Genomic DNA, 17791 nt, shown 5'->3' with positions numbered 1-17791 from the left:
AGCTCCTACAGAGATTGGGTGCACCCTTGGATTACTGATTTACTTGGCCTCCTGTAGGAGCTGCCGGAGGCTGCGATCTTTTGATCTTGACCTACAAAAAAGCCGCAACCCTAAGGTTGCGGCTTTGTTGTTTCAGGCATCTGGATCAGTGGGAGAACAGCGAATTGCCCTTCTGCCCTGCCATTTTCTCCGGCTTGATCAGGAACTTCGCCAGTGCCGGCAGCAGCCACAGCGCACCGAACATGTTCCACAGCAGCATGAAGGTCAGCATCAGGCCCATGTCGGCCTGGAACTTGATCGCCGAGAAGATCCAGGTGCACACGCCGATGGCCAGGCACAGACCGGTGAACAGCACCGCCTTACCGGTGGATTTCAGGGTCTGATAATAGGCTTCCTGCAACGGCAGCCCGGCCCGCAGGAAACTTTCCAGACGGCTGTAGATGTAAATGCCGTAGTCCACGCCGATCCCCACGCCCAGCGCCACCACCGGCAGGGTCGCGACTTTGACGCCGATGCCCATGAACGCCATCAGCGCGTTGCCCAGCACCGAGGTCAGCACCAGCGGCAGGACGATGCACAGGGTCGCCGCCCACGAGCGGAAGGTGATCATGCACATCACCGCCACGCAGATGTACACCAGGATCAGGATGGTCAGCTCGGCCTGTTTGATCACCTCGTTGGTGGCCGCCTCGATCCCGGCGTTACCGGCAGCGAGGATGAATTCCAGACCGTCCTTGTTGTTGGCCTTGGCGAATTCCTGCACCGCATGCACTGCACGGTCGAGGGTTTCGGCCTTGTGGTCATTGAGGAAGATCAGCACCGGCGCCAGCGAACAGCTGTTGTTGTACAGGCCGTCGGCACGGGCGATCGAGTTGTTCAGCACGTCCGGGTTGCGCGACAGGGTTTCCCATTTCAGGTTGCCCTCGTTCATGCCCTTGATCATCTGCTTGGACACGGTCACCAGCGAGATCGCCGACTGCACGCCCTCGGTGTTCTGCATCTTCCACATCAGCTCATCGATCGGCGCCATCGCTTCGTAGCGCGAGCAGCCTTCGGTGGCGGTCTTGACCATCACCACCAGCACGTCGGAACTGGTGGAGTAGTTGTTGATGATGAAGTTGTTGTCCTTGTTGTAGCGCGAGTCTGGACGCAGTTCCGGCGCGCCTTGGTCGAGGTCACCGATTTTCAGGTTCTGGCTGTACCAGAGGCCGCCACCGAAGGCGATCAGCGCCAGGGCAATCGAGACCGGTGCGACTTTCGGGCTGGCGAAGTTCGACAGCAGGCGCCAGAACGGGTGTTCGCGATTCGCGTCCTTCTTGCTCCGGGCAATCGCGCGCTGGCTGATGCCGGCATAGGAGATTGCCACCGGTAGCAGAATCAGGTTGGTGAACACGATCACCGCCACGCCGATGGAGGCGCCGATCGCCAGTTCGCGGATCACCCCGATGTCGATGATCAGCAGGGTGATGAAGCCCACCGCGTCGGCGAGAATCGCGATCATCCCCGGCAGGAACAGTTGCCGGAACGTGCGCCGCGCCGCGGTCAGGGCGTTGTCCGCCTCACTCGATTGCAGGGCGATGCCGTTGATCTTCTGCACGCCGTGGGAAATGCCGATGGCGAAGATCAGGAACGGCACCAGCATCGAATACGGATCCAGCCCGAAGCCGAAGAAGTGCATCAGCCCCAGTTGCCAGACCACTGCCACCAGTGTCGTGCTCAACACCGCAATGGTGCTGCGCACGCAGTTGGTGAACCACAGCAGCAGGATCAGAGTGATGACGAAAGCGATGCCGAAGAACATCACCACCATCACCAGACCGTCGATCAGGTCACCGACCTTCTTGGCGAAGCCGACGATGTGGATCTTGACGTTGGGGTTCTGCGCTTCGAACTTGTTGCGGATCTTGTCTTCCAGTTCGTGGGAGAACTGGCGATAGTCCAGCGCCAGCAACTTGCCCTGGTCCTGCGGATCCGGGTAGGACTCCAGCAGCGGGATGTCGACGATGCTCGACTTGAAGTCGTTGGACACCAGCCGCCCGACCTGCCCCGATTTGAGGACGTTGTTGCGCAGCATGTCGAGGCTGTCCTGCGAGCCGTTGTAGCTCTGCGGAATCACTTCACCGCCGGCAAAGCCCTCTTCGGTCACTTCGGTCCAGCGTACGCTCGGACTCCACAGCGATTTGAGGCCGGAGCGGTCGACGCCGGAGATGTAGAACACCTCGTCGTTGATCTGACGCAGAGTCTCCATGTACTCCTTGGAGAAGATGTCGCCGTCTTTGGCTTCCACCGAAATCCGCACGGTGTTGCCCAGGTTCGCCAGATCGTTGCGGTGCTCCATCATCTTCTCGATGAACGGATGCTTGAGCGGGATCATTTTTTCGAAGCTGGTGGACGGCCGGATCAGTGTGGCCTGCCAGAACAGGAAGACGCTGACCACCAGGCAGATCAGGATCACTGCCGGGCGGTTGTTGAAAATCAGACGTTCGAGGAGTGTCGCTTTTTCCTGCTGAGGAGTGATCAAGGAAGTCATAGCCCCGCCTTCTTATTATTGATCTCGGCGCCGTTTGGCTGGGTGGTGTGAACGCCACCCTGCCCGGTCAGAATCAGATTGCCGTCGCCAGCCGCCGTCACCGAGGACAGCGAGATGCGGTCCGGGCGGTTGAAGACGCTGAAGGTTTCGCCGTTGTCGCTGCTGCTGATCACCGAGCCGCCGTTGCCGACGATCACGATCGAGCCGTCCGCGAGCAGGGTCGCGCCGGACAGACCGAACTCCAGCGCACCGCGCGCCGCTTTGAGTTCGACCTGCTGCCAGGTGCTGCCGAAGTCGGTGGAGCGATAGAGGTTGCCGCGCAGGCCGTAGGCCAACAGGGTCTGCGGTTGTGCAGTGCCGATCACGCCGAACAGCGAGCCTTGATACGGGCCCTGGAGTTTTTCCCAGGTCTGGCCCCAGTCCGGGGAGCGGAACATGCTGCCCTGCTCGCCGACGATGAACAGCCCGGCGTCCTTGACCGCCGCGATGGCGTTGAGGTGGAACTGGTCCTGGTTGTCGAGGCGGTCGCTGACGTCCTGCCAGTTTTTGCCGCCATCGGTGGTTTCCAGCAAGGCCCCGTAAGCACCCACGGCGACGCCATGATTGACGTCCTGGAACCAGACGTCGAGCAGCGGCGCTTCGCGCTTGAGGTCTTCGAATTGTTTGCTCCAGGTCAGGCCGCCGTCTTCGCTGGCAAGGATCTGCGCGTCGTGGCCCACGGCCCAGCCGTGTTTGTCATCGACGAAATACACTGCCGTCAGCAGTTGCCGGGTCGGCACCTTGGCCTGGGTCCAGGCCTTGCCCTGGTCATCGGAATAGAGAATATGCCCGCGATCACCGACCGCCACCAACCGGTTACCGGCGTGAACGACATCGAGCATCAGGCTTTTTGCGGCTTTGGCCGACTCGGTGGAATACACCCCGTCGGCTGGCGCTTCGGCGGCCAGCGCGGGTGCCGACATGGCAACACAGCCCAGCAAAGTGAGTGCTGTGGCCAGCAACGCGGTGTTGCGTAACGCCGGCGGGCGGCAACGACTCATAGACCTTCCCCTATTTATTATTGTTAGGCCATTCGGCCTTAGGGCGCCGCAAGGGTGCTCGTGGTGACTGATGGGTCACAAGCATAGCCGTGAAACCCGCAGTCCAGAGCGCCTTGGGAAGCTGGCTCATCCTATCGGGCTTTGGAAACGTCTGACAATCGGCGCCACGTTATCTTTTGTTAACCAAATCGGCCTGCACAAAGCCCTGTAGGAGCTGACGAGTGAAACGAGGCTGCGATCTTTTGATCCTGATCTTTAAAACAAAAATCAAAATCAAAAGATCGCAGCGTTCCGCAGCTCCTACAGAAATATCGCGCGGCATCGAATAACCGGGTGGCGGGTGAATGCAGCGCCATTCGCCGGATGGATGCGGCAAATCTTGTGCGGGGGACTTGCACGATCGGTATTATGGTATACCATCAGACGCACAGACACTCTCAATCCCCCCACGGAGCAGCTCATGAGTTTCGAAATTCGCAAGATCGTCAGCTATGTCGATGAAACCTTCATCGAAGGCGGCAAGGCCACTGACAAGCCGGTGACCATGGTCGGCCTGGCGGTGGTGATGAAGAACCCTTGGGTGGGGAACGGCTTCGTCGAGGATCTGAAACCGCAGATCCGCGCCAACTGTTCCGACCTCGGCGCAATGATGGTCGAACGTCTGGTGGGCATCATCGGCGGCGCCGAGAAGATCGAGGCCTACGGCAAGGCAGCAGTGGTCGGTGCCGACGGCGAGATCGAACACGCCTCGGCGGTGATCCACACCCTGCGCTTCGGCAACCACTATCGCGAAGCGGTCAAGGCCAAGAGCTACCTGAGCTTCACCAACAAACGCGGTGGCCCGGGCACGTCGATTCAGATCCCGATGATGCACAAGGACGACGAAGGCCTGCGTTCGCACTACATCACCCTGGAAATGCAGATCGAAGACGCCCCGCGTGCCGACGAAATCGTTGTGGTGCTCGGTTGCGCCGACGGTGGTCGCCTGCACCCGCGCATCGGCAACCGCTACATCGATCTGGAAGAACTGGCCGCCGAAAAAGCCCAGTAATCACAATAAAAAGGCATTGCAGGAGCGCTCCATGATTCGGCTCACCGCTGAACTCACCCCGGCTGGCACCAGTTACCTGGCGACCGGCCAAGGCCAGCCCGTGGTCTTGATCCACGGCGTGGGCCTGAACAAAGAAATGTGGGGGGGCCAGATCGTTGGCCTCGCCAGCCAGTATCGGGTGATCGCCTACGACATGCTCGGCCACGGCGCCAGCCCGCGACCGGCCAGCGGCACCGCGCTGCTCGGTTACGCCGATCAGTTGCTGGAGCTGCTCGACCACCTGAACCTGCCCCAGGCAGCGGTGATCGGTTTCTCCATGGGCGGGCTGGTGGCGCGGGCGTTTGCCCTGCACTACCCCGAGCGCCTGCAAAGCCTGGTAGTCCTCAACAGCGTGTTCAACCGCAGCGAAGAACAGCGCGCCGGCGTCATTGCCCGCACCGCACAAGCTGCCGAACACGGCCCGGATGCCAACGCCGAAGCGGCGCTGTCGCGCTGGTTCAGCCGTGAATATCAGGCAGCCAACCCGGCGCAGATCGCTGCCATTCGCCAGACCCTGGCCGGTAACGATCCGCAGGGTTACCTGACCACCTACGAACTGTTCGCCACTCAGGACATGTACCGCGCCGATGATCTGGGCAGTATCCAGGCACCGACGCTGATCGCCACCGGCGAACTCGACCCCGGTTCAACCCCGGAAATGGCCGAGCAACTGGCCCGGCGCATCCCCGGTGCGAAGGTTGCGGTGCTGCCCGAGCAACGGCATATGATGCCGGTAGAGTCGCCGCGCCTGGTCAACCAGACGCTGCTGGAATTTCTCGAATTCGCACACTCCCGACAAAATCAAATAAAGGGGATCGTTGCATGACACTCGCACGCTTCCAGATGTGCATCGGCGGAGAATGGGTCGATGCCCTCTGCGGCAAGACCTTCGAAAGCCTCAACCCGGCCACAGCCTTGGCTTGGGCCGAACTGCCTGACGCCGATGAAGCGGACGTCGAACGCGCCGTACAAGCGGCGCAGACCGCCTTCGACAGCCCGGCCTGGCGCGGTCTGACCGCCACCGCGCGCGGCAAACTGTTGCGTCGCCTCGGTGATTTGATTGCGGAAAACAAGGAACAACTGGCGCAGCTGGAAAGCCGCGACAACGGCAAGCTGATCCGCGAAACCCGTGGGCAGGTCAGTTATCTGCCAGAGTTCTTCCACTACACCGCAGGCCTGGCCGACAAGCTTGAAGGCGGCACCCTGCCGCTGGACAAGCCCGACCTGTTCGCCTACACCGTGCACGAAGCGATGGGCGTGGTCGCCGCGATCATTCCGTGGAACAGCCCGTTGTACCTGACCGCGATCAAACTGGCCCCGGCCCTCGCCGCCGGCAACACCATCGTGATCAAGCCGTCCGAGCACGCCTCGGCGACCATTCTTGAACTCGCGCGTCTGGCCCTCGAAGCCGGGATTCCGCCGGGCGTGGTCAACGTCGTCACCGGTTACGGCCCGAGCACCGGCGCCGCCCTCACCCGTCATCCGCTGATCCGCAAAATCGCCTTCACCGGCGGCGCGGCCACGGCCCGGCATGTAGTGCGCAGCAGCGCCGAAAACTTCGCCAAGCTGTCGCTGGAACTGGGCGGCAAGTCGCCGAACATCATCTTCGCCGACGCCGATCTGGACAGCGCGATCAACGGCGCGATTGCCGGGATCTATGCCGCATCGGGTCAGAGCTGCGTGTCCGGCTCGCGGCTGCTGGTGCAGGATGAAATCTACGACGAATTCGTCAACCGACTGGTCGAGCGCGCCCGGCGCATTCGCATCGGCAACCCGCAGGAAGACCAAAGTGAAATGGGCCCGATGGCCACCGCGCAGCAACTGGCGGTGGTCGAAGGTCTGGTCGCTGATGCCATCGCCGAAGGCGCGCGTTTGCGCACCGGCGGCAAACGTCCGACAGATCTCGGCGACGGCTGGTTCTACGAGCCGACGCTGTTCGAGTGCGACCGCAATTCGATGAAGATCATGCAGGAAGAAGTCTTCGGCCCGGTGGCTTCGGTGATTCGTTTCAAAGATGAAGCCGAAGCGCTGGCGATCGCCAACGACTCGCAGTTCGGCCTCGCCGCCGGCATCTGGACCCGCGATCTGGGGCGCGCCCATCGTCTGGCGCGCGATGTGCGCTCGGGAATCATCTGGGTCAACACCTACCGCGCGGTGTCAGCGATGGCGCCGATCGGTGGCTTCAAGAACAGTGGCTATGGACGCGAAAGCGGCATCGATTCGGTGCTGGCCTACACCGAACTGAAAACGGTGTGGATCAACCTCTCTCAGGCACCGATGCCTGATCCGTTTGTGATGCGCTAGGAGTCCTGCGACATGATCGAACCCGGCATTTACAAAGATGTGATGAGCTCGTTTCCGTCCGGGGTCACGGTGGTGACCACCCTTGACCCTGCGGGCGGCATCGTCGGCATCACCGCCAGCGCCTTCAGCGCGCTGTCGATTGATCCGGCACTGGTGCTGTTCTGCCCCAACTACGCCTCCGACACCTACCCGGTGCTGCGCGACAGCAAGAAGTTCGCGATCCATTTGCTGTCCGCCGACCAGACTGCCGAGGCCTATGCCTTCGCCGGTAAAGGCAAGGACAAGGCCAAGGACATCGAGTGGCATCTGAGCGAACTCGGTAACCCGATCCTGGCCAAGGCCACGGCGATCATCGAGTGCGAGTTGTGGCGTGAATACGACGGTGGTGACCACGCAATCATCGTCGGCGCGGTGAAGAACCTGATCCTGCCCGAGCAACCGGTGACGCCGATGATCTACCACAAGGGCAAGCTCGGCCCGTTGCCAACCCTGGCCTGACGGATTCACACAAATCCCTGTAGGAGCTGCCGAAGGCTGCGATCTTTTGATCTTGCTCGTGAAAATCAAAATCAAAAGATCGCAGCCTTCGGCAGCTCCTACGCAAGGGATATGTGTTGTGAGGAGGATTTATGAGTAACGAGAAGTACGAAAAAGGCCTGAAGATCCGCACTCAGGTGCTGGGCGAAGCCTACGTGCAGCGCTCCATCGACAATGCCGACGACTTCACCCGTCCGCTGCAGGAAATGGTCACCGAATACTGCTGGGGCCATGTCTGGGGGCGCGAGGGTTTGTCGCTCAAGGAGCGCAGCATGATCAACCTGGCGATGATCTCGGCGCTCAACCGTCCGCATGAACTCAAGCTGCATGTGCGCGGCGCCTTGCGTAACGGCCTGAGTCGTGAGCAAATACGCGAAATTCTGCTTCAGGTCGGTATTTATTGCGGCGTCCCGGCAGCCGTGGACAGTTTCCGGCTCGCCCGTGAAGCCTTCGCCGAAGCCGACGCCGAGGCCTCCAGTTAACCCCTCGGCTGTTTAGATGCCCGTCTGGCATGGACAGCCAACATCAAGAGCGGACCCCATGAAACGCCAGCCACTCGACGACAGCTTCAAGGTCAATCGCAACCCCGTCACCCTGCGCGAAATCGTGCTGGATAAACTGCGTAGCGCGATCATGAATTTCCAGCTCATGCCAGGGGATCGTCTGGTGGAGCGCGATCTGTGCGATCGCCTCGGTGTCAGCCGCACGTCGGTGCGCGAAGCCTTGCGTCACCTCGAATCCGAAGGCCTGGTGGAGTTCGCTGACGCCAAGGGTCCGCGCGTGGCGATCATCACCCTCGCCGATGCGGTCGACATCTATGAGCTGCGCTGTGTACTCGAAGGCCTGATCGTGCAGCTGTTCACCCTGCGCGCCAAGGCCAAGGACATCAAGGCCCTGGAAAAAGCCCTCGACGAGAACCGCAAGGCGCTCAAGGACGGCGAGCTGCAACAGGTGATCGACTCGGTGCAGGGTTTCTACGACGTGCTGCTCGAAGGCTCGGGCAACCATGTCGCGGCCACTCAGCTGCGCCAGTTGCAAGCGCGCATCAGCTACCTGCGGGCGACCTCGGTGTCCCAGGAAAACCGGCGCGGCGCGAGTAACCAGGAAATGGAAAAAATGGTCGAGGCGATCAAGAGCGGCGATCCGCTGGCGGCGCATCAGGCCTGTGTCGATCACGTACGCGCCGCAGCGGCCGTGGCCCTCGACTACCTCAAGCGCAAACAGGAAGAGACCGGCGCCACGCCGAACATCACCCCGCCCATCGCGCTGAAAGAACCGCGCATAGGTCACTGACATGTTCAGCCCGAGCTTTTGCCCGAAATGCGGTGGCCCTGACCTCGGTCAGCAGGTGCCGCCGGGCGATACGCACGAGCGCCTGATGTGCCGTGGTTGCGGCTACATCCACTACGTCAATCCGAAGATCATCGCCGGCTGCATCATCGAGCAGGACGGCAAATACCTCTTGTGCCAACGGGCGATCCCACCGCGCCCGGGCACCTGGACCCTGCCGGCCGGCTTCATGGAAAGCGGCGAAACCACCGAGCAGGCGGCGCTGCGTGAAGTCTGGGAAGAAAGCGGCGTGCGTGCGGAAATCCTCTCGCCGTACTCGATTTTCAGCGTGCCGAAGATCAGCGAGGTGTACATCATCTTCCGCGCCATCGCGCTGGAGATCACCGGCCAGTTCGGCCCCGAGACCCTGGACTACAAGTTCTTCGCCCCCGAAGACATCCCGTGGGAGCAGATCTACTACCCGGCGATCCGGCAGATCCTCGAGCGCTACATCGAGGAACGTCAGGCCGGGGTGTATGGGATCTACATGGGCAATGATGACAGCGGGAAGATCCACTTTATCCGCTGACTTCAAGCGCTACCCGATCCCTGTAGGAGCTGCCGAAGGCTGCGATCTTTTGATCCTGTTTTTAAAAGCAAGATCAAAAGATCGCAGCCTTCGGCAGCTCCTACAGGGTGTGGTGGTGTTGCTTAGAGTGGGGCAATGCCTTCGACGATGATGATCTCCGCCCTCGCCCATTCCTCGCGATAACGTTTCGCTTCCTGATACGCCGCCGAGTGGTAGCACGCCAGTGCCTGCTCGTAGCTTTCGAATTCGATCACCACACTACGCTGAGGGGTAGCCCTGCCTTCCAGCGCTTCGCTGCGCCCGCCTCTGGCCAGAAACTTCGCGCCGTACTCGGTGAACGCCTTCGGCGCGCGCTGGGTGTATTGGCTGTAGTGCTCGGCATCCGCCACATCCACATGGGCAATCCAGTACGCCTTCATAGTGACCTCTTTGTTGATTTTGTATTATGGTATACCAATATTATTTCCAACAAACCCTGAGAGTCCAGCATGGCCTTCAACAGCATCGAAGAAATCATCGAAGATTATCGCCTCGGCAAAATGGTCCTGCTGGTCGATGACGAAGATCGGGAAAACGAAGGCGACCTGCTGCTGGCCGCCGACAGCTGCACACCCGAGGCGATCAGCTTCATGGCCCGCGAAGCACGCGGGTTGATCTGCCTGACGCTGACCGACGAACACTGCCAGCGTCTGGGCCTGGAGCAAATGGTGCCGAGCAATGGCAGCGTGTTCAGCACCGCGTTCACCGTGTCGATTGAAGCGGCGGTCGGCGTGACCACCGGCATTTCGGCAGCTGACCGCGCGCGTACGGTCGCTGCCGCGGTGGCCAAGGACGCCCGCGCCGAAGACCTCGTGCAACCCGGGCACATCTTCCCGCTGCGCGCCAAGGAAGGCGGCGTGCTGACCCGCGCCGGCCACACCGAAGCCGGTTGCGATCTGGCGCGCCTCGCCGGCTTCACCCCCGCCTCGGTGATCGTCGAGGTGATGAACGACGACGGCACCATGGCTCGCCGCCCGGACCTGGAAGTGTTCGCGCGCAAGCACGGGATCAAGATCGGCACCATCGCCGACCTGATCCATTATCGCCTGAGCACCGAGCACACCATCGAACGCATCGGCGAACGTGAGCTGCCGACGGTGCATGGCACGTTCCGCTTGATCACCTTTGAAGACCGTATTGAGGGTGGCGTGCACATGGCGATGGTCATGGGCGATCTGCGCCGCGAAGAGCCGACGCTGGTGCGCGTGCATGTGATTGACCCGCTGCGTGATCTGGTCGGTGCCGAGTACAGCGGCCCGAGCAACTGGACGCTGTGGGCGGCGCTGCAACGGGTCGCGGCTGAAGGCCATGGGGTTGTCGTGGTGTTGGCCAATCACGAGTCGTCGCAGGCGTTACTGGAGCGTGTGCCGCAATTGACCCAGCCGCCACGGCAGTTCAGCCGCTCGCAATCGCGGATTTATTCGGAGGTGGGCACCGGGGCGCAGATTCTGCAGAACCTGGGGGTGGGCAAGCTGCGCCACCTGGGGCCGCCGCTGAAGTATGCGGGGTTGACCGGGTATGACCTGGAAGTGGTTGAGAGCATTCCGTTCAGCGAATAACCCACACCAAACACAAATCCAAATGTAGGAGTGAGCCTGCTCGCGATAGCGGTGTGACATTCAGCAATGATGTTGACTGATACACCGCAATCGCGAGCAGGCTCACTCCTACAAGGGTTTTGCATTTCAGATCCATTTCTTCGAACCACAAAAAAGGACAGCCTCCAGATAACCGGTAAGGCAAAGTGCTTGCACAAAGTTTGGAATACCATAATATGATATTCCATAGACCGGGCGACCTGAAAAACCGTCCAGCTACTGCTCCCGACAGGCGGGCAACAACGCAAGCCCGCTCAAAAACACAACAATGAGGGCGTAAAAATGGTGTTGAACAAAGCTGCAACCGCAATCCTTTTTGCGGGACTGCTGAGCGTGACCGGCCAGGCTGCAATGGCCGCCGAAAGCGTGAACTTCGTCAGCTGGGGCGGTAGCACCCAGGATGCGCAGAAACAGGCCTGGGCCGATCCGTTCAGCAAGGCCAGCGGCATCACCGTGGTGCAGGACGGTCCGACCGACTACGGCAAACTCAAGGCCATGGTCGAGAGCGGCAACGTGCAGTGGGACGTGGTCGATGTCGAAGCCGACTTCGCCTTGCGTGCCGCTGCTGAAGGTCTGCTCGAACCCCTCGATTTCAAAGTCATCCAGCGCGACAAGATCGACCCGCGTTTCGTCAGCGATTACGGCGTTGGCTCGTTCTTCTTCTCCTTCGTTCTCGGCTACAACGAGGGCAAACTCGGCGCCAACAAGCCGCAGGACTGGAGCGCCCTGTTCGACACCAAGACCTACCCCGGCAAACGCGCCCTGTACAAATGGCCTAGCCCCGGCGTGCTCGAACTGGCGCTGCTGGCCGATGGCGTACCGGCCGACAAGCTCTACCCGCTGGACCTGGATCGCGCCTTCAAAAAACTCGACACCATCAAGAAAGACATCGTCTGGTGGGGCGGCGGCGCGCAGTCGCAGCAACTGCTGGCGTCCGGTGAAGCGAGCATGGGCCAGTTCTGGAACGGTCGCATTCACGCCCTGCAGGAAGACGGCGCACCGGTGGGCGTGAGCTGGAAGCAGAACCTGGTCATGGCCGACATTCTGGTGATTCCAAAAGGCTCGAAAAACAAGGACGCGGCGATGAAGTTCCTGGCCAACGCCAGCAGTGCCAAAGGCCAGGCCGACTTCTCCAACCTGACCGCCTACGCCCCGGTCAACGTCGACAGCGTGGCGCGCCTGGACTCGGTGCTGGCCCCGAACCTGCCGACTGCCTACGCTAAGGATCAGATCACTCTTGATTTCGCGTACTGGGCCAAGAACGGTCAAGCCATCGCGACACGGTGGAACGAATGGCTGGTCAAATGAAAATGGCGGCCGCTGCGTCCCGTCCCTCCACTGCCACCGGGAGCGCCGCGAGCGCTGCCGGTCCGGCCCTCGGCAAGGCCAGTGCAATGGCGCAAGCCCCGTCCTTCAAGCAACGCTGGCGTGGCGCCGGCAACCTCCTGCCGGCGCTGCTGTTCCTCGGCCTGTTCTTTCTCGCGCCGTTGATTGGCCTGCTGTTGCGCGGTGTGCTGGAACCAACCCCGGGCCTTGGCAACTATGAACAACTGTTCGCTAACTCGGCGTACGCCCGGGTGCTGCTCAACACCTTTTCGGTGGCCGGGCTGGTGACGATCTTCAGCCTGTTGCTGGGCTTTCCGCTGGCCTGGGCGATCACTTTGGTGCCACGCGGCTGGGGGCGCTGGATCCTCAACATCGTGCTGTTGTCGATGTGGACCAGCCTGCTCGCCCGCACCTATTCGTGGCTGGTGCTGCTGCAAGCCTCGGGGGTGATCAACAAGGCGCTCATGGCCATGGGCATCATCGATCAGCCGCTGGAAATGGTGCACAACCTGACCGGCGTGGTGATCGGCATGAGCTACATCATGATCCCGTTCATCGTCCTGCCGTTGCAGGCGACCATGCAGGCCATCGACCCGATGATCCTGCAGGCCGGCTCGATCTGCGGTGCCAGTCCGTGGACCAACTTCTTCCGGGTGTTCCTGCCGCTGTGCCGGCCGGGTCTGGCGTCCGGCGGGTTGATGGTGTTCGTGATGTCGCTCGGTTACTACGTCACCCCGGCGCTGCTCGGCGGGGCGCAGAACATGATGCTGCCGGAGTTCATCATTCAGCAGGTGCAATCGTTCCTCAACTGGGGCCTGGCCAGTGCCGGCGCCGCATTGCTGATCGCGATCACCCTGGTGCTGTTCTACTTCTACCTGAAGCTTCAGCCGGAATCCCCGGTTGGCGCCAGCAACGCGAGGTAAGCCGAGATGCTCCTGACTCCCAATGCCATGAGCCGCCGGATGCGTTTCGGCCTCTATGCCACCACCGGGCTGATCGGTCTGTTCCTGCTGTTGCCGATCGTGTTCATCGTTCTGCTGTCGTTCGGCTCCTCGCAGTGGCTGGTCTTCCCGCCACCGGGGTGGACGCTGAAATGGTACGGCCAGTTCTTCTCCAACGCCGACTGGATGAACGCCGCCGCGGCCAGCCTCAAGGTCGCCGTGTTGACCACGATCTGCGCCGTGGCCCTCGGTTTGCCGACCGCGTTTGCGCTGGTACGCGGGCGTTTTCCCGGTCGGGAAATGCTCTATGGTCTGTTCACCCTGCCGATGATCGTGCCGCTGGTGATCATCGCCGTGGCGGTGTACGCGCTGTTTCTCAAGCTCGGCTACACCGGGACCATGTTCGCCTTCGTGGTCAGCCATGTGATCGTCGCGCTGCCATTCACCATCATCTCGATCATCAACTCGCTGAAGCTGTTCGATCAGTCGATTGAAGACGCGGCGGTGATCTGCGGCGCCTCACGCCTGCAAGCGGTGTTCAAGGTGACCTTCCCGGCGATCCGTCCGGGCATGGTCGCCGGCGCCCTCTTCGCCTTCCTCGTTTCATGGGACGAAGTGGTGCTCAGCGTGATGATGGCAAGTCCCACCCTGCAAACCCTTCCCGTGAAAATGTGGACCACCCTGCGCCAGGACCTGACACCGGTGATCGCCGTCGCTTCGACGCTGCTGATCGGCCTGTCGGTATTGGTCATGGTGATCGCCGCCGCACTGCGCCGGCGCAACGAAATCAGCGCCTGAGCGCCCAGGAGTACGACATGAGTGCCGTGATCAAAGACGCCTCCCAGCAGACCGACAAACCCCTGGTCAGCCTGCGCAACCTGAACAAGCACTACGGCGACTTTGCCGCCGTCGACAACATCTCGCTGGATATCAAGGACGGCGAGTTCCTGACCTTTCTCGGCTCCAGCGGCTCAGGCAAAAGCACCACGCTGTCGATGCTCGCCGGGTTCGAAACGCCGAGCAGCGGCGAGATCCTCGTCAACGGCCAGTCGCTGGTCAACGTGCCACCGCACAAGCGCGACATCGGCATGGTGTTCCAGCGTTACTCGCTGTTCCCGCACCTGTCGGTGCGCGACAACATCGCCTTCCCGCTGGCGATCCGCAAACTCGCTGCCGCCGAACGTGACAAGCGTGTCGATGCGATGTTGAAACTGGTGCAGCTTGAGCAATTCGCTCATCGCCGCCCTTCGCAACTGTCCGGCGGTCAGCAGCAACGGGTCGCCATCGCCCGGGCGCTGGTCTATGAACCGCGCATTCTGTTGATGGACGAACCGCTCGGTGCACTGGACAAGAAACTGCGTGAGGATCTGCAGGATGAACTGCGCCAGCTGCATCGGCGTCTGGGCATCACCATCGTCTACGTGACCCACGATCAGGAAGAAGCCATGCGCCTGTCACAGCGCATCGCGATTTTCAGTCACGGCAAGATTGTCGGCCTGGGCAGCGGGTATGACCTGTACCAGAACCCGCCGAATGCGTTTGTCGCCTCGTTCCTCGGCAACTCGAACTTCCTCAAGCTCAAGGCGCACGGGAATGCGGCGGCGAGTTTTGAGGGGCAGTCGCTGTCGATACGACTGACCGCCGGATTGCACACCGATCAGGATGTGCTGCTGATGGTGCGGCCGGAGAAAGCCCTGGCGCTGAGCGTGCAGCAGGCCAGCGATGAGCCGTTGGTGGCGGGTTGGAATGAGGTGTCGGCGAAGGTCGTCGAGGTGTTGTTTCTGGGCGAGAGCCAGACCTGCAGCGTGGTCACGTCGGGCGGGACTTCGATGAAGGTGAAGGCGTTGTCGGCGGCGGGCATGCCGCTCAAGGCTGGGGATTCGGTGCGGGTGCGCTGGGCCACGGCGGATGCCTGCGTGTACACCGAGTGGACCGAAAGCGACCTCAACAAAGCGGCCGGCGCCCACTGATATTTCCCTGACACCAGATCCCCCTGTAGGAGTGAGCCTGCTCGCGATAGCGGACTGACATTCAACATAGTTGTTGTCTGGCACACCGTTATCGCGAGCAGGCTCACTCCTACAAGGAAACTGTCTATCACCCTCGGGTCACACAGCGTCGGGCTGCGGTGGCCCTTTTTTCAGACGATGGGCGCGAAACCTTCAACTTCGTCCGGCCACGCCGTGAGGATTTCGAAACCCGTCTCGGTCACCGCCACCATGTGCTCCCACTGCGCCGACAACGAGCCATCCTTGGTCAGCACGGTCCAGCCGTCCGGCATGTTCTTCACATGGCGCTTACCGGCATTGAGCATCGGTTCGACGGTGAAGATCATCCCCGCCTTGAGCTTCATGCCCTGATTCGGAAAACCGTAATGCAGGATCTGCGGTTCATCGTGATAGACCTTGCCAATGCCGTGGCCGCAATACTCGCGCACCACGCTGAAACCTTCCTTCTCCGCCAGGCTCTGGATCGCATGGCCGATATCGCCCAGCGTCGCGCCCGGGCGCACCAGACGGATGCCGGCGCACATGGCGTCGTAGGTGGTCTTGATCAGGTGCTGCGCCTCAGGGGTCGCCTCGCCGACCACGTACATGCGACTGGTGTCGCCGAACCAGCCGTCCTTGATCACCGCGATGTCGAGGTTGACGATATCGCCGTCCTGCAACGGTGTGCCCGAAGGAATGCCGTGGCACACCACGTCGTTGACCGAGGCGCAGACGGTTTTCGGGAAGCCGTGATAACCGACGTTGGCTGGAATCGCCTTTTGCACATTGACGATGTAGTCGTTGCACAGGCGATCCAACTCATCGGTGGTCACGCCGGCCTTCACATGCGGCACCAGCATCGCCAGGACTTCAGCGGCGAGTTTGCCGGCAGCACGCGACTGAGCGATTTCGGCGGGGGTGTTGATCTTGATCTGGTTTCTCATGCGCTGACGGCTTCCTGAGTCAGTTGATGCAGATCCAGCCCGCCGCTCTGTTCGGCGCGGATCAGCAAGCGGCAAATGGCGCTGTGGTCGAGGTTGGGGTGCAGTTCGGCGAGCATGCCGATGCGCATCCAGTGCTCGGCCTGCGCATTGATCGAGCGGCTGAGCGCGTTGCTGGAGATGCGCAGGTTTTCGTGCATGTCTTCTGAAATCTTTACGATGCCCATATCCGAATCCGATACGAAGTGTATATGGATCGTATATTAGCCAACTCTCATGGAAAATTGCAAACCAACCCTGTAGGAGCTGCCGCAGGCTCGGGGCGCGATCGGACGATCTTTTGATCTTGCTTTTGTTTATAAAAACCAAAGTCAAAAGATCGCAGCCTGCGGCAGCTCCTACAGAATGCAGTGCATCAAATCGCAGGCAAAAAAAAGCTGCCAAAAGAGGCAGCAAAAACTTTAAGAACACGCGATGTATTGGGTTGAGCATAGACGCCGGAACATGACAGCGTCATGACAGCCGCACATTCATTGAACCGCCCCTGCCCCGTCATCAGGCTGTCATCAAGTCAGCGGCAGAATCCTCGCAAACCGTCTTGAGCCTTCGACGGACGTTTTGCAAGGATTCCCATGAAAGAAGACGCCTCGCTGTTTGCCGCCATCGACCTGGGTTCGAATGCGTTTCGCATGATGATCGGCCAGTCGGTACGCAGCCGAAAAGGCTTCATGATTCAGGAGGTCAAAACCTTGCGTGAGCCGGTGCGGCTGGCCGAGGGATTCGACGGCGGCGCGCTGGATGCAATGGCTCTGGATCGTGGCTGGCAGGCGCTGGCGCGCTTCGGCAAGAAACTGCGCGGGTTCGAGGCCGGCAAGGTTCGCGCGGTGGCGACCAGCGCCGTGCGCGAGGCCGACAATGCGCAGTTGTTTCTGGACAGCGCCGAACGCCATCTGGGCTTTCGCATCGACGTCATCTCCGGCCATGAAGAGGCGCGCCTGGTGTACGCCGGCGTCGCCCATTCGCTGCCAAGCGCGCAAGACCTGCGACTGGTGGTCGACATCGGCGGCGGCTCCACCGAACTGATTCTCGGCCAGGGCGCGCAACCGCTGCTCACCGAGAGCATCGCCATCGGCAGCGGCACCCTTGGCGCACGCTATTTCCCCGACGGGCGTATCGCTCCCGGTGCGCTGCAAGAAGCCGAGCGCGTCGCCATCCTGCAATTCGAAAAAGTCGCCCGCCGCTACCGCGCGCAGGGCTGGCAACAGACCATTGGTTCATCGGGCACTGCGCGCATGCTGGCGAAAGTGCTCAAGGCCAATCGCTTGAATGACTTGGGCCAGGACGGCATTACCTATGGCGGACTGTTGCGCCTGTCGCTCCTGCTGCTGAAAGTGAAGAACGTTCAGCAATTGAAACTGGCCGGCTTGCAGCCGCATCGCCAGAGCATCCTTCCGGGTGGGCTGGTGCTGATGCTGGCGGCGTTCAAGGTGTTCGGCATTTCACAGATGGCCCCGTCGGAACCGGGTTTGCGCCTCGGTGTGCTGCACGGTTTGATGAGTCGTCACTGACACTCAACAAAACCCATTGTGGGAGCGAGCT

The 17791-nt window shown here is 61.1% G+C and carries 18 protein-coding genes; 13 read left to right on the top strand and 5 right to left on the bottom strand.

All coding sequences use genetic code 11. The features are described 5' to 3' along the window. Positions 1–145: 145 nt before the first annotated feature. Both NN484_RS09085 and NN484_RS09080 read right to left on the bottom strand, forming a co-directional pair. On the bottom strand, positions 146–2530 hold the full coding sequence (locus tag NN484_RS09085; protein ID WP_127652278.1) for an efflux RND transporter permease subunit: 2385 nt from the start codon (positions 2528–2530) through the stop codon (positions 146–148). Then, on the bottom strand, positions 2527–3570 hold the full coding sequence (locus NN484_RS09080; RefSeq protein WP_215499740.1) for a WD40/YVTN/BNR-like repeat-containing protein: 1044 nt from the start codon (positions 3568–3570) through the stop codon (positions 2527–2529). Before NN484_RS09080 ends, NN484_RS09085 begins: the two co-directional genes overlap by 4 nt. Before the next feature lie 460 nt (positions 3571–4030). Between NN484_RS09080 and NN484_RS09075 the strand changes: the two genes are divergently transcribed. The 7 genes from NN484_RS09075 (at position 4031) to NN484_RS09045 (ending at position 9359) form a co-directional block, all read left to right on the top strand. Then, the gene (locus NN484_RS09075) at positions 4031–4621 is read left to right on the top strand and encodes an amino acid synthesis family protein (RefSeq protein ID WP_274658931.1); all 591 of its coding nucleotides are present in this window, start codon (positions 4031–4033) and stop codon (positions 4619–4621) included. A gap of 31 nt (positions 4622–4652) precedes the next feature. Further along, the gene (locus NN484_RS09070) at positions 4653–5486 is read left to right on the top strand and encodes an alpha/beta fold hydrolase (RefSeq protein WP_127652280.1); all 834 of its coding nucleotides are present in this window, start codon (positions 4653–4655) and stop codon (positions 5484–5486) included. Beyond that, the gene (locus NN484_RS09065) at positions 5483–6964 is read left to right on the top strand and encodes an aldehyde dehydrogenase (RefSeq protein ID WP_274658930.1); all 1482 of its coding nucleotides are present in this window, start codon (positions 5483–5485) and stop codon (positions 6962–6964) included. Before NN484_RS09070 ends, NN484_RS09065 begins: the two co-directional genes overlap by 4 nt. A 12-nt stretch (positions 6965–6976) precedes the next feature. Next, entirely contained in the window at positions 6977–7462 is a 486-nt protein-coding gene (locus NN484_RS09060; protein WP_127652282.1) for a flavin reductase family protein, read from the top strand. Between the two features lie 131 nt (positions 7463–7593). Next, positions 7594–7983 (top strand): carboxymuconolactone decarboxylase family protein, encoded by a 390-nt coding sequence (locus NN484_RS09055; RefSeq protein ID WP_027613073.1) that lies wholly within the window; start codon positions 7594–7596, stop codon positions 7981–7983. Between the two features lie 58 nt (positions 7984–8041). Further along, positions 8042–8794, top strand: a complete 753-nt coding sequence (locus tag NN484_RS09050; RefSeq protein ID WP_274658929.1) for a GntR family transcriptional regulator — start codon at positions 8042–8044, stop codon at positions 8792–8794. Position 8795: 1 nt separating this feature from the next. Next, a complete protein-coding gene (locus NN484_RS09045) occupies positions 8796–9359 on the top strand; it encodes an NUDIX hydrolase (RefSeq protein WP_127652284.1) in 564 nt (187 codons plus the stop codon). Between the two features lie 122 nt (positions 9360–9481). Here the strand turns inward: NN484_RS09045 and NN484_RS09040 are convergent, their stop codons facing one another. Next, positions 9482–9778 (bottom strand): DUF1330 domain-containing protein, encoded by a 297-nt coding sequence (locus NN484_RS09040; RefSeq protein ID WP_274658928.1) that lies wholly within the window; start codon positions 9776–9778, stop codon positions 9482–9484. Positions 9779–9847: 69 nt separating this feature from the next. Here NN484_RS09040 and ribBA point away from each other — a divergent pair, with 69 nt between their 5' ends. The 5 genes from ribBA to NN484_RS09015 all read left to right on the top strand — a co-directional run bounded on the left by ribBA (position 9848) and on the right by NN484_RS09015 (position 15233). Further along, positions 9848–10957 (top strand): bifunctional 3,4-dihydroxy-2-butanone-4-phosphate synthase/GTP cyclohydrolase II, encoded by a 1110-nt coding sequence (gene ribBA, locus NN484_RS09035; protein WP_215499735.1) that lies wholly within the window; start codon positions 9848–9850, stop codon positions 10955–10957. Positions 10958–11278: 321 nt separating this feature from the next. Then, positions 11279–12304: an ABC transporter substrate-binding protein gene (locus NN484_RS09030; protein ID WP_127652449.1), complete on the top strand. Its 1026-nt coding sequence runs from the start codon at positions 11279–11281 to the stop codon at positions 12302–12304. Continuing rightward, entirely contained in the window at positions 12301–13245 is a 945-nt protein-coding gene (locus tag NN484_RS09025) for an ABC transporter permease (RefSeq protein WP_274659285.1), read from the top strand. The genes NN484_RS09030 and NN484_RS09025 overlap by 4 nt, the downstream gene beginning before the upstream one ends. Before the next feature lie 6 nt (positions 13246–13251). Beyond that, a complete protein-coding gene (locus NN484_RS09020; RefSeq protein ID WP_025111627.1) occupies positions 13252–14061 on the top strand; it encodes an ABC transporter permease in 810 nt (269 codons plus the stop codon). A 17-nt stretch (positions 14062–14078) separates the two neighbouring features. Continuing rightward, complete coding sequence (locus tag NN484_RS09015; RefSeq protein WP_274658927.1) at positions 14079–15233, top strand: ABC transporter ATP-binding protein; 1155 nt, start codon at positions 14079–14081, stop codon at positions 15231–15233. 170 nt (positions 15234–15403) lie between these two features. Here NN484_RS09015 and map read toward each other — a convergent pair whose 3' ends face one another. After that, positions 15404–16195 carry a type I methionyl aminopeptidase gene (map, locus tag NN484_RS09010; protein WP_274658926.1) on the bottom strand — a complete coding sequence of 264 codons (792 nt, stop codon included), beginning with the start codon at positions 16193–16195 and terminating at the stop codon, positions 15404–15406. Beyond that, positions 16192–16419: a ParD-like family protein gene (locus NN484_RS09005; RefSeq protein ID WP_274658925.1), complete on the bottom strand. Its 228-nt coding sequence runs from the start codon at positions 16417–16419 to the stop codon at positions 16192–16194. Before NN484_RS09005 ends, map begins: the two co-directional genes overlap by 4 nt. Before the next feature lie 405 nt (positions 16420–16824). Between NN484_RS09005 and NN484_RS09000 the strand changes: the two genes are divergently transcribed. Then, the gene (locus NN484_RS09000) at positions 16825–17760 is read left to right on the top strand and encodes a Ppx/GppA family phosphatase (protein WP_127652454.1); all 936 of its coding nucleotides are present in this window, start codon (positions 16825–16827) and stop codon (positions 17758–17760) included. The last annotated feature ends 31 nt before the right edge of the window (positions 17761–17791 follow it).

The organism is Pseudomonas serboccidentalis (assembly GCF_028830055.1).
GTDB classification, from domain to species: Bacteria; Pseudomonadota; Gammaproteobacteria; order Pseudomonadales; family Pseudomonadaceae; genus Aquipseudomonas; species Aquipseudomonas serboccidentalis.
Note: the sequence above shows the minus strand (reverse complement) of the source record. Positions and strands in the feature narration are given on the sequence as shown.